Source organism: Providencia vermicola (assembly GCF_020381325.1).
GTDB classification, from domain to species: domain Bacteria; phylum Pseudomonadota; class Gammaproteobacteria; order Enterobacterales; family Enterobacteriaceae; genus Providencia; species Providencia vermicola.
Window position 1 is genome coordinate 474564 of record NZ_JAGSPI010000001.1, and the last position, 14913, is coordinate 489476.

General features: G+C 43.1%; 10 protein-coding genes. 6 read left to right on the forward strand and 4 right to left on the reverse strand.

Annotation, left to right across the window (positions count from 1 at the left end; all coding sequences use genetic code 11):
- Positions 1 to 18 precede the first annotated feature (18 nt).
- The 5 genes from KDJ85_RS02245 (at position 19) to KDJ85_RS02265 (ending at position 7666) form a co-directional block, all read left to right on the forward strand.
- Complete coding sequence (locus KDJ85_RS02245; protein WP_225818291.1) at positions 19 to 2601, forward strand: molybdopterin-dependent oxidoreductase; 2583 nt, start codon at positions 19 to 21, stop codon at positions 2599 to 2601.
- A 13-nt stretch (positions 2602 to 2614) separates the two neighbouring features.
- A complete protein-coding gene (locus KDJ85_RS02250) occupies positions 2615 to 3157 on the forward strand; it encodes a DMSO/selenate family reductase complex B subunit (protein ID WP_206084107.1) in 543 nt (180 codons plus the stop codon).
- A gap of 11 nt (positions 3158 to 3168) precedes the next feature.
- Positions 3169 to 4014, forward strand: coding sequence for a dimethyl sulfoxide reductase anchor subunit family protein (locus tag KDJ85_RS02255; protein WP_225818292.1), 846 nt, complete (start codon positions 3169 to 3171; stop codon positions 4012 to 4014).
- 370 nt (positions 4015 to 4384) lie between these two features.
- Positions 4385 to 6508 (forward strand): TonB-dependent receptor family protein, encoded by a 2124-nt coding sequence (locus KDJ85_RS02260; RefSeq protein WP_225818293.1) that lies wholly within the window; start codon positions 4385 to 4387, stop codon positions 6506 to 6508.
- Between the two features lie 18 nt (positions 6509 to 6526).
- Entirely contained in the window at positions 6527 to 7666 is a 1140-nt protein-coding gene (locus KDJ85_RS02265; protein ID WP_225818358.1) for an ABC transporter substrate-binding protein, read from the forward strand.
- A gap of 73 nt (positions 7667 to 7739) precedes the next feature.
- Here the strand turns inward: KDJ85_RS02265 and KDJ85_RS02270 are convergent, their stop codons facing one another.
- Genes KDJ85_RS02270 through KDJ85_RS02280 form a run of 3 tightly spaced genes read right to left on the reverse strand, consistent with a single transcriptional unit; the run spans position 7740 to position 11724 of the window.
- Positions 7740 to 9560 carry a CocE/NonD family hydrolase gene (locus KDJ85_RS02270; protein WP_225818294.1) on the reverse strand — a complete coding sequence of 607 codons (1821 nt, stop codon included), beginning with the start codon at positions 9558 to 9560 and terminating at the stop codon, positions 7740 to 7742.
- A 4-nt stretch (positions 9561 to 9564) separates the two neighbouring features.
- Positions 9565 to 10974 (reverse strand): YfcC family protein, encoded by a 1410-nt coding sequence (locus KDJ85_RS02275; RefSeq protein ID WP_225818295.1) that lies wholly within the window; start codon positions 10972 to 10974, stop codon positions 9565 to 9567.
- A gap of 21 nt (positions 10975 to 10995) precedes the next feature.
- Positions 10996 to 11724 carry an IclR family transcriptional regulator gene (locus KDJ85_RS02280; RefSeq protein ID WP_225818296.1) on the reverse strand — a complete coding sequence of 243 codons (729 nt, stop codon included), beginning with the start codon at positions 11722 to 11724 and terminating at the stop codon, positions 10996 to 10998.
- Between the two features lie 440 nt (positions 11725 to 12164).
- Between KDJ85_RS02280 and KDJ85_RS02285 the strand changes: the two genes are divergently transcribed.
- Positions 12165 to 13142, forward strand: coding sequence for a Gfo/Idh/MocA family protein (locus tag KDJ85_RS02285; protein WP_225818297.1), 978 nt, complete (start codon positions 12165 to 12167; stop codon positions 13140 to 13142).
- 59 nt (positions 13143 to 13201) lie between these two features.
- On the opposite strand, the gene KDJ85_RS02290 is transcribed toward KDJ85_RS02285, so the two are convergent.
- Positions 13202 to 14851 carry an alpha-keto acid decarboxylase family protein gene (locus KDJ85_RS02290; protein WP_225818298.1) on the reverse strand — a complete coding sequence of 550 codons (1650 nt, stop codon included), beginning with the start codon at positions 14849 to 14851 and terminating at the stop codon, positions 13202 to 13204.
- Positions 14852 to 14913: the final 62 nt, after the last annotated feature.

A 14913-nucleotide genomic window follows, 5' to 3' on the forward strand; every position in this document is an offset into this window, starting at 1 on the left:
AAGGAAGAGGTAAGAGCAATGTCAGAAAGACAGAAAATAGCCTTAAGTCGTCGTTCATTTCTAGCATGGACTTCGGCAGCATCGGTAATGGCTACATTACCGCTGAGTAAACGGCTTTATGCATCCACACCAGAAGAAGAAAAAGCTATTGTACAAGCGACGGATACTATCACCAAAGGGAAATGGAAGCCCGTTGCGTGCTGGCATAACTGTGGCGGGCGTTGTGTGAATAAAGCGCTGGTGGTAGATGGTGTGGTAGTGAGGCAAAAAACAGATGATGTGGTTGCCGATTCCCCCGATTTTCCACAGCAACGAGGTTGTTTGCGCGGGCGTTCTCAGCGTAAGCAAGTTTTTGGTGCTGACCGCTTAAAATACCCAATGAAACGTAAAGGTTGGGCACCAGGTGGCGGTGATAAAAGCTTGCGTGGACGTGACCAATGGGTACGCATCAGTTGGGATGAAGCCCTTGATATTGTAGCCTCAGAATCGAAACGTATTAAAGAAAAATATGGCAAGGAATCGATTTGGATCACGGGTGGGAACGGTGTTGATATCCAAAATGTGTACGCCAAAGCCGGTGGTTTTGTTGGGGATTGGGGAACTACCTCATGGGGCGCTTGGTTTGAAACGCCTGCTCACCTCGGTTTATTGGAAGGCTTTTATACCTTTGGTACCAATGATCGATTTGATATGCGTAACTCGCAGCTCATTGTTATGTGGGGGGCGAACCCTGCATGGAGTAGCCCTGGAAGCCCAACCTATAACTATTATCAAGCTAAAAAAGCAGGTGCACGTTTTATCAGCATTGACCCAAGTTATACCACGACGGCTGAACTAATGGATGCGGATTGGTATCCCATCAACCCTGGCACCGACCATGCACTTGCATTGGGTATCATGTATGCACTGTTAGAAATGGATAGTTCAGAAAACCCATTAATTGATTGGGAATTTTTACGCCGTTGTACGGTTGGTTTCGATGAGAAAAATATGCCAGCGGGCGCTGACCCAAAAGGTAATTTTAAAGATTATTTATTAGGCACTTATTCAGGTGAGCCAAAAACCCCTGAATGGGCAGCGAATATTTGTGGGTTATCAGTGACAGATATTCGAACATTAGCCCGTGAAATCGGGGGCACAAACCGCGTTGCTTTACTGACGGGCTGGGCACCTGCACGTATCCATAATGGAGAGGGCTGGGTTCAAGCATTCTCAACATTGGGCTTTATGACTGGACACATGGGGCGTCCAGGGCGTATGACGGGGGTGAGTTGTCATTTTGCCGCGGGAAATAACGGCACACGCTTAGTGATGGCAGGCGCAAGTGGATTGCCATCCATCCCCAACCCTGTGAGTTTGAAAATCAACCATAATGAACTTAATCGTGCATTGTTGGAGAAAAAATTCCGCCAGCGCGGAGTGGGAGATGTGGATGCGAATATTCAAATGATCATTCACCCATTCAATGCGACATTGCAGACTCGTGCAAATATAACTCAAAGTATTGAAGCCTATCGAAAAGATGTCGAACTCGTGGTAACAGCAGCTTATGTGCCACATACCTGCGCTAAATACTCTGATATCGTCCTGCCTGTTACCACAGAATGGGAGCGCGAAGGGACGATTTTAAACCCAAGTAATCGTGAAGTTATTATTGCTGCCGTGAATGTGACCCCGCCACTTTATGAGGCAAAAAGTGATCAATGGATTGCCAAAGAACTGGGCAAACGCCTTGGGATCAATGTGGATGAAGTCTTCCCTGTTTCAGAAAAACAACAGTTTTTCAATAAACTTAATGGGGCAACCATTATCGGGGAAGATGGTCAGACTAAAGAACCTCTGCTCACTATTACCCAAGCAGATATCGATGAATGGCAAGTCACAGGGAAGCCTCAGCAAGGTCGTTTAACGTTAAATGAGTTCCTAACTGTTGGTAAATATCAAGTGCAGCGCACGCAAGGAGATAATTACGGTTACATTGCTTACGAAGATTTTATTCGTGACCCGCAAGCGAATCCTCGCCCAACACCGAGTGGTAAGTTTGAAATTTATTGCCAAACATTGGTGGAAAAAGCCGATGAATGCGGTTGGACGAAATTACCGCCAATTCCTGAATATATTCCTTCAGCTAGCGGTTATGAGGCGAGTTTTAAAGACTTTGCCAAAAAAGAGAAGGGGGATTATCCATTCCAAATTTATAACCCGCACTATTTACGTCGGTCACACAGTACCTTAGATAATGTGCCGTGGCTGCGTGAGCAGTGGCCAAGCCCAATCTATATTAATGCCTCTGATGCTAAACGTTTAGGAATTAAGCATGGCGAAACGGTATTGGTTACCAGCCCTCACGGCAGAATTGTCCGCCCAGCGCTAGTCACGCAAACCATGAAACCAGGGGTAGTTGCATTACCTCATGGTAGTTGGACGGATGTGGATGAAAAAACAGGGATAGATATGGCTGGTGCAGATAATACGCTGACGATCCAAGTCCCAACAGGGTTAGGAACATCAGGGTGGAATACCATGTTATGTAACATCGAAAAATGGGATGGTGACCAGTTAGTCCCTGATGTTGCAATTCCACAGCGTATTATTTTTTAAGGGGCAATGAATAATGGATAAACAAGTCGGATTTTATATCAATGTTGCCACTTGTATTGGGTGTAAAACCTGTGTTGTGGCATGTAAAGATAAAAATGACCTTGAGGTTGGGCGTAATTTTCGCCGTGTGTACGATATCGAAGTGGGTGAATATCCCCGCCCACATCGTTGGCATTTATCTATTGCGTGTAATCATTGTGATGACCCGCAATGTGTTAGCCACTGTCCAACAACGGCTATGCACAAACGCGAAGAAGATGGCGTTGTCTTGGTTGACCACGATAAATGTGTCGGTTGCCGTTATTGCACATGGGCTTGCCCGTATGAAGCCCCACAATTTGATGCCAGCATCGGCATGATGACCAAGTGTGATACCTGTATTGATTTACGTGAGCAGGGGGGGAACCCAATGTGTGTCGATTCTTGCCCAATGCGTGCAATAGAGTTTGGCTTGATAAGCGAACTGCGTAAAAAATACGGAACCAATGCGGATATTGATGGCCTGCCAAGTTCAAGCATCACCAAACCCAACCTTGTTGTTGGCACGAAAGGATAAGGAGAATTATCATGCATGAATTTCCATTGGTGATTTTCACCTTATTTATGCAAGCATCAGTAGGCTGCTTGGTTGTTTCGTTGCTGTGCTATTGTCGTATCCTCGAAGAAAATGAAAAAAAGCAACTTATTAAAAAGCCCGTAGTTGCGAGTTTTATTTTAGGATGCGTAGGGTTATTGGGCTCGTTGTTCCATATGGGTAATCCATTACACATGTTTTACACCATGGTTCATGTTTCTAGTTCTTGGATGAGCCGTGAAGTATGGGCAACTGCGATTTACATGGCATTGTTATTTTTGAGTACAGCCTTGTTATTACTCAAAAATAAAGCGAATAATGCATTATTAGTTCTCAGCGCTATCGCGGGCTTGGTGTATATGTATGCCATGTCGGCGCTGTACGCAAACACGCTCTTTAACTTGTGGGGTGGCTTATTTACTTACGCCAGTTTCTTTGGGGCTGTATTGCTGGTGGGTGGCGTTATCGCGGCTTCACTGCTAGTAGGTTCCTTGCGTGCTTTAGGTAAAGAAGATCAACTGAAACGCGTGGTGAAAACCACATTAGGCGTGGGTGTGGTCGGTATTTTATTGATGCTACTCGGTGCATTATCATTACTGAGCAATATTGGTGAGCCGATTTATATGGGTATGACCCCTCGTGAATTGCCAGAAGGTTTGCTTAGCCTGAGCATTGCCCGTGTGGCATTGATTGCAGTAGGAGTCGTATTTGTTGGGCGTTTATTGTGTCAAAAATCAAGCCAGTCAACGAATGCAACGTTTGTCATGTCATTTGCTGCGTTATGTATTTTTGCTGGTGAAGGTGTGGGGCGCATCGTGTTTTTCTCTCTCGGAGGTTAATTTTAACTCTTGAGTTATTTGAAATCCGAAGGTAACCCCTTCGGATGGAGGTTGTTGACAAAGCAGGATAAAAGCGTGGTTTTTCCTGCTTTGTATTATCAGCCGAAAATCAATAAATTGATTTTCCTAATTTATTTTCAAAACCTATCCAACCTGCAGCCAAACCTAATTGGTTTGTCAGCAGTCTGAAATCCGAAGGTAACCCCTTCGGATTTTTATTTGTCTTTTTTTTAGCCTAAAAAAGAATAATGGCTAATAATTTAATTGGTTAGATGTTTTTGTTATAAAAAAAAGAGTAAATCTGATTGATTATTACTAATGATTATAATTATCATTATTGATCTTAATCTTCTTTCTTAACTCGCCTTTTATGAACTTGAAAACTCACAAACTACTTTTGCCATTGGCAATTTCTGCTTCATTGATTTCTCACTATGCTTTTGCGGCTGATAACGCTAAAAATGACCAAATCACCGTCACGGGTAACTGGCTTGAAAATACCGAAGACAGCGAAGTGGTGTTTAACCACCCAGGTGCGCGAACCGTTAAAACACAGCAACAAATTAAAGAAACGGGCAGTGAAACCATTGCGGATGCGTTAAAAGGTATCCCTGGTGTTCAAGTACGTGAAAGCAATGGAACTGGGGGAAGTGATGTCTCATTAAATGTGGGGGTGCGTGGTTTAACATCACGCTTGTCACCACGTTCTACTATTTTGCTTGATGGGATGCCATTGGCGGCAGCGCCTTATGGTCAGCCACAGCTCTCTATGTCACCACTTTCGTTAGGCAGTATTGAATCTATCGATGTGATCCGCGGTGGCGCTTCTGTGCGTTATGGGCCGCAAAACGTGGGGGGAGTGATTAACTTTGTGACCAAACCCATTCCAAAAGAGTTTGGTGGCGGGGTTGCGGTGCAAACTCAAGGGGCGAAAACAGGTGGTTTAAAAACCTTAGTGGATGCCTCTTTAGGTGGCTCTAAAGCTGATGATTCAGCGGGTGCCATGATCTTATATTCGGGTTTACACGGGCAGGGTTATCGCAAAAGCAATGATAATACAGATATTGATGATTTTATGTTGAAAACCCGTTATGCCATCACGGATAACGACGAGCTATTAGCGAATTTTCACTATTATCACGCGATGTCTGGGATGCCAGGTGGGTTAACCCAAGCACAATATAATGCAGACCCATTCCAATCAACGCGGCCTTATGACCGTTTTGAAGGGAATCGCCAAGATATGTCATTGAAATATAAACATGAAGAAGATGACAAACAATTCGAATTAATGACGTGGTTTAGCAAAAGCTACCGTGGTAGCTATATTGAAAGCGACCATAAAGACAAAGCCAACGAGAGACGTTTGGTTTCTTACCCGCGGCACTATACTGCGTATGCCATTGAGCCAAGTTATTCACAATTGTTCCGTTTCGATAATATGTCCCATGAAGTGACCGTCGGCTACCGTTATTTAAATGAAACGGCGGATGAAAAAGCCTATCGCTCAAATTGGTATCAAGCTGGCACACAAAACACACGTCCAAGCACCAATGACTACTACCAGCACACCTCGGGCGGAACGGAAGCACATGCGATTTACCTTGATGACACCATTGATGTCGGTAACTGGACTATCATTCCAGGTATTCGCTACGAAAACATCAATATTCACTTAAACGACAGTTTTAAAAATCAAAACCGCAGCAAGCGTTACAGTGAGCCACTTCCTGCACTGGCGGTGATTTACCACATTGATGATGAGTGGAAATTATTTGCCAATGCCAGCACCTCATTTGGTAGCTTGCAGTACTTCCAATTGAATACGAAAGGGGTTGGTAATTCACCGGCTAACGGGTTAAGCGCAGAAAAAGCCCATAACTACGAAGTGGGTACGAAATACGACAATACAGCACTCTCTTTAGAAGCGACATTGTTCTATATCGATTTCGACGATCAACTTCTTTATGTTGAGAATACAACGGGTTGGACTAATTTAGGGGCAACGACTCATCAAGGTGTTGAGTTAGCGGCAAGGTACAACTTAGCGGATCTCACGGATGCCCTTGATGGTGTGAGTGTGTATAGCACCTACACCTATACCAAGGCGGTCAGTAAGAAAGGGGATTTTGCGCATAAAGACTTACCGTTCTATTCACGCCAAGTGATCACCGCAGGTAGCCGTTATGAAACAGGTAATTGGGTATGGAACCTGAATACCTATGCGCAATCTACTCAGGAATCACCAGGAACAACAAATCATTATGTCACAGAACCAAGTGCAGATGGCCGATATGGCACAATACCCGGTTATATGGTGTGGGATGCGCGTGGGGAATACCACTTTGGTAAAAGTTTGTCTGATTTAACGTTATCGGCTGGCATTAAAAACTTATTTGATCAAACCTATTTTACTCGCTCGACAGATAACAACTATGGGATCTACGTTGGGCAGCCAAGGACATATTATGTTCAAGCATCGGTGAAATTTTAGTTAAGATAAGGCAGGATGATGATAGGTCGATTTATCAATAAATATTGCTTATTTGGAGTACTTAGTGTGTTCTGTGCAGCGACGAGTTTCGCTGCACCCATGACAGTAACTGATATCGCGGGGCGGGAGGTTACCGTCAATGCCCCCGTTTCACGGGTGATGTTGGCGGATAGCCGTGTGCTGGTGGCATTGAATATATTGCATCCACAAAGCCCATTAAAAGGGATTATTGCTTGGGACGACGCACTGATCAAAAAAGCACCCGACTTGAGTACTGCATACAGTAAAAAGTTTCCTGAATTGATCAAAATCCCTGTTTTCCCAAACCCTTACACGACCGATTTTAGTGTTGAAAAGGCTTTGGTGGCTCAACCAGACTTACTGATTTTTGATATCGGTTTGAAAAGTAAGTTAACAGAAAGTGGCACACTCTCGTTACTGGAAAAAAGCGGCTTGCCTGTGATTTTTATCGATTTTCGCCAATACCCGCTGAAAAATACCATGCCGAGCATGGCGTTATTAGGCAAAGTGTTTGGTGAGGAACAACAAGCAGAGGCATTTAACCAGTTTTACCAACAAAGGTTGGATTTGATCCGCAGTAAAGTGGCAACACTCGATAAAAGCCAACGCCCAAGTGTGTTTATTGAAAGGGCTGCGGGGATTTCAGGTGAAGATTACTGCTGTAAAACCTTTGGCAATGGTAATTTTGGTGAGTTTGTTGAAACGGCAGGGGGAAATAATCTCGGTTCACAGTGGTTCAGTACTGGAATGGGGGGGGAAATTAACGAAGAGCAGTTAATTCACAGTAATCCTGACTATTATTTAATGACTGCCGCGGATTGGGATAGCACACGTAAAGGTAGCGCTTCAGTGCCTTTAGGGTATACAGGCGATAAAGCCAAATCGCAGGCTAGGCTAATCAAGCTGATGGAACGCCCTAAACTCCGCTCTTTAGCGGCATATCAAAACAAGCAGGTTTTGGCGTTATACCAGCAATATTATGATACGCCGTTTAATATTATTGCGGTGGAAGCGATAGCGAAGTTTCTTCATCCCAATTTATTTGCCGAACTTGACCCACAAGCGGATAGCGATTATCTGCACAAAACCTTCACGGCATTAGACGGGGATGGTGTGTTCTGGGTTAAAGCGCAGTAAAAACATGGCTTCTTCATTGGCCTGCTTTAGCAATTAAGCAGGCCAATATCTTAATCGTACCTATCGAAAGTGATTACGCTTTCTTAACGACGGGTAATACAACCTTCGATGGGTATCTCTTTGAAATATGAATACTGTTTTGTGCTACTTTCCATGTTCTATCCCCTGCGATAGTTTCACCTGTATTGGTGTTGAAATCGTATTTGGGAAAATTACTACTGGAAATATCTAACCGAATACGGTGCCCTTTCACAAAACGGTTAGCGCAAGCAAAGGGTTTAATTTTAATTTCGACAACTTCATTCGGGTTTAACAAGGTTTTTTGCTCATACCCCTGATGAAAACGGCAGCGGAAGATCCCATCGGTAATATTCATCGCATAACCTTGCGGGTAATCTTCACTAGGTGGATAAACATCAATTAATTTAGCTGTAAAATCCGTATCTAAGGCATCACTGCTGATCCATAAAGACACTTCAATATCACCCGCCAAACAAATATCATCTTGTAAAATGTCGGTTTCAAAAACTAAAACGTCAGGGCGCGCGGAAAGCGGCAGGTTATTTTGTTGACTACCAAAAAAATCAGGCAGTTCACGTTGATCGAACGCACCCCCCCAAAAGATAGGCTGGCCTGATGTTAATGCACCGCCAATAGTTGGAACAGGGTACTTAGGGTCATAACAATAAGATATTGTTGCTTGTTTGGGGCACTCTTCACGCTGAAGTGACTGATTTCCCCATAGGAAAAAAGGTGTCTTTTCCATATTGGGGAGTGGCCATTGTTGATGGTGAACCCACTCACCACCATGTTCTAAACGCCCCTCGGGATTGCGTTTACCGCTACCACCCCCCATCATGAAAAAAGTAATGTCTTGCTGCGGCTTTGGTGGGTTAAGGCCTTTTAAATGCGTGTTGAACCAAACTAAGCGGCAGGCTAACCAATCTTCACTGACATTGTTTTCAAAAGCGGCAACTTCACCAAATTCAGCGTCACCGCTGTGGGTAATATTGCGGTCCCCATGTAGCCAAGGCCCCATGATTAATTTTTGTGGTGATTGCTTGGTTGTGACAAATGCATGGTAGTTATCTAATGTTGAGCTAACATAAGCGTCATACCAACTGGACATAAATAGCACGGGGATATCGGGGATTTGGTCGTAGTAGCCCTCAGCATAAATGCCTATTTTTTTCCAATAATCGGTAAAACACTCTTCCTCCCATTGCTCGAACAAATAAGATTCATATTCAGGCACATGTTTTAGTAATGTGTGCCCTTGGTGCCATGGCATAGCCGTAAACCAATCATGAATATTTTCTTGTGCTAAAGCAGCTGAAACGTCAGGGGATTGTTGAGCGAGTGGGCTTAGTTTTGCTTGTTTATACGCCCAAGTGGCTTGCTTGAGCTCAAAGGCTCCCCCTTGACGAATACCGCATTGAAATGCATTGGCAAAGCCCCCAGAATCGAGCACCATGGTAGATAAGCCTGGTGGATTCAAACAGGCCATGGCTAATTGTGTATGGGCTGCATAAGAAAGCCCCATAGAACCGATTTTTCCGTTACACCAAGGCTGTGCCATAATCCATTGGAGTGTATCGAAACCATCTTCTGCCTCATTAATATATTTGGTGAATTTACCTTCAGACTCATAACGACCGCGGCAGTCTTGATAAATAACAATAAAGCCTGCATTGGTGAAATAGCACGCCATCTCTTGACGCGTTATTTGGTGGCCAGTGACCGTTTTTTCAGAACGAGAAGGGGCTGTTTTGTCATAAGGTGTGCGCTCGATAATGACGGGGTAAGGGAAATTATCGGCGTCTTGCGGAAAATAGACATCCGTTGATAGGGCTACACCATCACGCATAACGATGCGGAAATTCTTCATATCCATATGGTTAATATCCTGTGCTGACTGCGATGGTTAGTAAGCCGATACCGACAGCCATAAAAATTAAAAAGAGTGGGAAAATATATTTTGCCCATGTGGTCCAACTGACACCTGCAGTCGCTAAAAAGATCAGCAATCCGCTGGACGTCGGCGTGATCATATTAGTCAGCCCATTCCCCATTAAGAAAGCAAAAACAGTCGTTTGCGGGGAAACACCTGAAATCTCACCTACGGGGCCTAATATTGGCATAGTGACAGCAGCTTGACCTGAGGTGGATGGGATGGCGACATCTAATAATAATTGAGAAATAAACATACTGTATGAGGAAACATAAGCCCCATGGTTACCCACTAAGCCAACCAGTTGGTGAATTATCGTATCCAAAATTTTGCCTTGGGAAAGAATAATTTCAACTGCCGTTGCGAGCCCAATAAGTACGCCAGCAATCAGCACTTTTTTCATCCCGCTAACGAAAGCATCCGCTGCTGCGCTGGCCGTTAGGCCACTGCAAAAAGTTAAAACGACGCTTAGAAACAAATAATAAGCGGATAAATCATTATTCTTCCAGTGCCAGCGATTAGATGCATAGACTAAAAAAGCCACGCCAATGGCTAAAATAATTAACATTAACTTATGGCGGCCTGTCAGCACGCTTGACTGGCTATTTTCTTCAACAACATAGCGAGTTAATGTTGTTTTACGGATGCTGTAAAAGACAAATAAAATTCCTAAACTGATAAAAATAAAGTAGGCGGCAACACGCATGCTTAAACCGCTGAATACAGGTAGTCCCACCAGTGGTTGAGCAATCGATAATGCATAAGGGTTAGTAATTGACGCGAGGTAACCAACCTTAACGGCGATAGCAACAATTGCGAGGCCGATAAGCTCATTAAGCCCAACACGTTTCATCAGGGCAATGACCATCGGGATCACCAAAAGGTACTCTTTGGCTAACCCCATAAAGGTACTTCCCATCGAGAAAACAATCATTAAAAAAGGAATTAATAAGTAAATATTCCCCCGAGTGACATGCAATAGCCTTCCAAGCCCTGATTCGATAGCCCCTGTTTTATTCAGAATGCCAAACATTCCACCAATAAATAGCACCATATAAATAAGGGGGGATTGCTTAATAATCCCTTCAGGGATGGCTTTAAATAGCTGAATTAAGCTGACGGGAGCTGCTTCATTTTCAGCAGGTTTTGCGGTTCCTAAGACTTGCTCAAAGTTCACTTCTTTGGAAATTGTCTGATAAGAGTCAGGAATGACTTTTTTACCATCGCGTTCATATTGCCCAGACTCAACAAAATAGGTCATTAAAAAGGCAATAATCACAATGGTTAACATAACTAAAACAGGATTCATCTGCCAACCTGGCGATGCATTTTGCTTGAGGGTTTGTGTTGGTTGCATGGTGTAGTCTCTTTTATTGTATTAATTATTAGGGATATAACCGAGTTGCCTCGAGATACGTAGAGCAGACTGAAGAAGTTGCTCCGTCATTTCTTTTTCTTTGTCATCAGAAAAACGGCTAAGGGGGAGGCTGATACTGAGTGCTGCAATACAATCCCCATTTTGCGTAAAAATTGGCGCAGCGATTGCACCAATTCCTGCAGTCAACTCCCCGCGAGTAATGGCGAAGCCTCGAGTATGTATATCTGCCAATGTTTGGATAAGAGAGGGGTTTTTCGCGGTAAAATGGGATTGCACATCTAAAGGTGAATAGGCAAGCAAGACTCGCCCTGATGCACCAGAGCCGAGGGCACGACGGTTGCCTGCTTCACTACGGACTTGAAGCGATTGTCCTGAAGGCTTATGTAAAACCTGAAGGACATCGTCGTTATCACATATACGCAATTGAATGTTTTCATCGAAGCGTTGGCGCAGCCGTTCTGCTTCAATGTCAGCCACTTGGATATAGTCAATTTGTTGACGTGCACAATTCCCTAAACTTAACAATTGATGGCCTAAATGATAAGTAACGGGATTATCATTTTTTTGTACAAAATGGCGGTTTTCTAAAGTGCAGAGCAAGCGGTAAACCTTCGATTTATTCATACCCGATAAACGGGAGAGTTCGCTTAGCCCAAGGTTATTTTTCTCACCTAATAACATTAGGAGCAAAAGGGCGTCATCAACAGCCGTCACAATATTGTCTTTCATGCCAACCTCGATCGGTTTATACAGTAAACCACTGGTTTATTTAAAAAAATTAGCATGGGGAATAACAAAAAATGATTCAAGAGAGTTGTTAATAAATTGTGAGGTAAGTTGGGGTTTTTAAAATAGAAGATGCGTAAAAATTAGGAGGGATAACTATTTATTTTTAAATAAAACAATTAGTTATCTTAATTTTAAACACTTGGGTGATTTAAGGGCGATTCGCTCAAATAAAATAGGATTGATGCCAAAATAGCCCCGAAATATCAATTATCTGGTTTGCCTAGTAAAATTGATCATAACACCCGCGATAATCAAAACGACCCCGATTAATCGTAAACAAAAGTAAGACTGATAGAAGGTGAGTATTCATTGATTGTCTGCTCATGTCTTGTTATTAATGAACAAATTAAAACTGATTTTATTCGCGATAGGTAACGTAAATGAAACTTGCACTCATTGGTTCAGGCAAAATAATTATGATGGCGCTCGATGCATTAAAAACAATGCAAGGGATTGAATTAGTTGCATTGTGCGTTAGGCCCGAAAGTGAAGAAAAAGGTAAAGTGCTTTGTCAGCAATTTGGTATTGCGAAACTTTATACGGATTACCGAGTGTTATTACAGGATGAGGAAGTTGACACAGTATATATTGGGCTGCCAAATCATTTGCATTACCAGTATACCGAACAAGCACTAATGGCCAATAAACACGTGATTTGCGAAAAACCATTTACGCCGCACTGGGAACAACTGCAAGAATTAATTTTATTATCCCAGAAACAAAATCTTTTTTTATTTGAAGCGATCACTTCAATTCATACGCCAGAATTTGCAATTATTAAACAAAATATGGGTAAAATTGGTGAAATAAAAGCCATTCAAGGTAACTATTCGCAATATTCAAGCCGTTATAATGATTACCTGCAAGGGAGCGTTCATGGGGCATTTGACCCAAAACAAGCGGGTGGGGCGTTATATGACATTAACCTCTATAACATTTATTTATTGGTTGCATTAATGGGTAAACCTGATAACAGCCAGTATGTATGTAATAAAGGGTTTAATGGTATTGATACGTCAGGGATATTCACGGCACAGTATGCGACTGCAACAGCGTCTTGCGTGGGGGCAAAAGACTCAGCGAGCCCTGGTTTTTTCATTATCCAAGGGACAAAAGGATACATCCAAGTGCAGGGTGCCCCAAGCCTTTGCCAAAAAGTGGAGGTATGCATCGAGGGTGAAACCTCAATAGTGATCCGCGATGAGTCCATTAACCATATGATTTATGAATTTGCTTATTTTCGCGATCAGGTTGCGTCACAAAAGCGCCAGCAAAGTGATGAATTACTGGCATTAGCATTAAGTGTGTCAAAAGTTCTCACCGAAGCACGGGAAAATGTGGGTTTGGTATTTGAGTAATGGGCACAATAAATTGGCAGCTTGGTGATAAGAGAAACACGCTGCCAATTCAAGTATGTTTAAAATGAATATAATGAACTGACAGACTCACCCAATTTCTTCGCCAATTCAGAAGATGCATACCTGTCCATCACCACTTCAATATAAGCCGCATGATCAGAAGATTGTGCCGTGTTGATCGCAGCATCAAGTTCATAGCAGCTGCTGACGCGTTGGCAATACCAATCTTCGCAGCCTAATGCATGGGGCAACTGAGCATAATTCCATTGCGGCAAATCGTTGTAATAAGCCTCAGGATCTTTACAAAGTAGCCTTTCGATTAAATAGCCATCATTATTAAGCACAAAAATTATCGGTTTTAAGTTAAAGCGGGCAAATTGACTGATTTCTTGCGCAGTAAGCTGGTGTGAGCCCTCCCCTGTGACCAGAATGATACGGCGATTGGGCTCGGCTATCGCAGCACCAAAAGCGGCAGGTGTTGCCCAACCAATCGATCCCCATAAGGTTTGGTTATGGAACTGGGTATTTTTGGGTAGCAAAGCAAAGCCTAAGCCCATTGATGCAGTCCCTGTTTCAGCAAAAATGATATCGTCTTCACGGAACAGGCTTTCAAGACGAGGATAAAGATATTCGGCTGTAATTTTATCTTGTTCGTTTAGGTGGGGAGTACCTAACCCTTCGGCTTGGATTACTTTATGGTTTAACGTAGGCACAAGCTGATTCAACTGGTCAAGCACATCATTCATATAGACTTGTGGATAAACAGCAGAGCCGACAATAACGCGGTCTGATAAAATATTAATACGGTTTTCGCTGTTTATTTTTGCGGTAAAACTGCCTGAGTTAAAGTCAGTTAAAACGGCGCCAATTCCAATTAAACAGTCACAGCTTTCGACAAAATCGGCAACTTTAGGGTTCATTAAGTGCCCATTATAGAGTCCAATATAAGTTGGGTTGGATTCGCTCAATACGGCCTTATCCATAAACATCGTGGTGTAAGGTAACCCTGTTTTATCAATCAGTGTTTGCACTTGCTGCGCAAGGCCTAAACGTGCCGTTAATATTCCTGGAACAAAACAGGCTTGAGTGGATGAATTTAACTTCTCTAAGATAGCGCTTACCGCAGCTGAGAGTGATTCACTATTACTTTTAGGTATAGTGGGCATGTCAGCGTTTTTATCTGCTATAACGGGCATAATGGCGTAGTCAGAAGGAAAACCTAGATAGACTGGGCGGCGTTCTTGTAAAGCGGTTGAAATTAAACGTTCAGTTTCAGTGATGCAGTTTTCAGGCGTTAAAATGGCATGAGCGCAGCTTAAATGTTGGCTCATTTGGTAAAAAACATTAAAGTCACCATTGCCTAATGTGTGGTGGACTAATCGATGGTTTTTTTGCACACCACTGGCAGGCATACCGACGAGATGAAAGATAGGTAAGTGCTCGGCATAAGCGCCCGCAATGCCATTTAAAGCGCTTAGCTCCCCAACTCCAAAGGTGGTGGAAAGTGCGGCGGCACCCTTTATACGAGCATATCCATCGGCTGCATATGAGGCATTGAGTTCGTTACAATTACCAATCCAGCGCATCGACTTATTTTCACACACAGCGTCTTCAATTGGGAAAGCGTAATCCCCTGCGACGCCAAAAACATCGTTGATACCGATTTCTTGTAGACGATTCAAAACATATTCAATGACGGTCAGGTTCATTATATTGACTCCTATTAATTACATTAGATTATAATGTTGCTTAATATTATTTTTAGCGTGTA

Excerpts from the sequence above, each read along its gene's own strand:
- KDJ85_RS02285 (WP_225818297.1), top strand. The coding sequence starts at position 12,165 with ATGAAACTTGCACTCATTGGTTCAGGCAAAATAATTATGATGGCGCTC.
- KDJ85_RS02260 (WP_225818293.1), top strand. The coding sequence starts at position 4,385 with ATGAACTTGAAAACTCACAAACTACTTTTGCCATTGGCAATTTCTGCT.
- KDJ85_RS02275 (WP_225818295.1), bottom strand. The coding sequence starts at position 10,974 with ATGCAACCAACACAAACCCTCAAGCAAAATGCATCGCCAGGTTGGCAG.
- KDJ85_RS02250 (WP_206084107.1), top strand. The coding sequence starts at position 2,615 with ATGGATAAACAAGTCGGATTTTATATCAATGTTGCCACTTGTATTGGG.
- KDJ85_RS02290 (WP_225818298.1), bottom strand. The coding sequence starts at position 14,851 with ATGAACCTGACCGTCATTGAATATGTTTTGAATCGTCTACAAGAAATC.
- KDJ85_RS02245 (WP_225818291.1), top strand. The coding sequence starts at position 19 with ATGTCAGAAAGACAGAAAATAGCCTTAAGTCGTCGTTCATTTCTAGCA.
- KDJ85_RS02265 (WP_225818358.1), top strand. The coding sequence starts at position 6,527 with ATGATAGGTCGATTTATCAATAAATATTGCTTATTTGGAGTACTTAGT.
- KDJ85_RS02255 (WP_225818292.1), top strand. The coding sequence starts at position 3,169 with ATGCATGAATTTCCATTGGTGATTTTCACCTTATTTATGCAAGCATCA.
- KDJ85_RS02280 (WP_225818296.1), bottom strand. The coding sequence starts at position 11,724 with ATGAAAGACAATATTGTGACGGCTGTTGATGACGCCCTTTTGCTCCTA.
- KDJ85_RS02270 (WP_225818294.1), bottom strand. The coding sequence starts at position 9,560 with ATGGATATGAAGAATTTCCGCATCGTTATGCGTGATGGTGTAGCCCTA.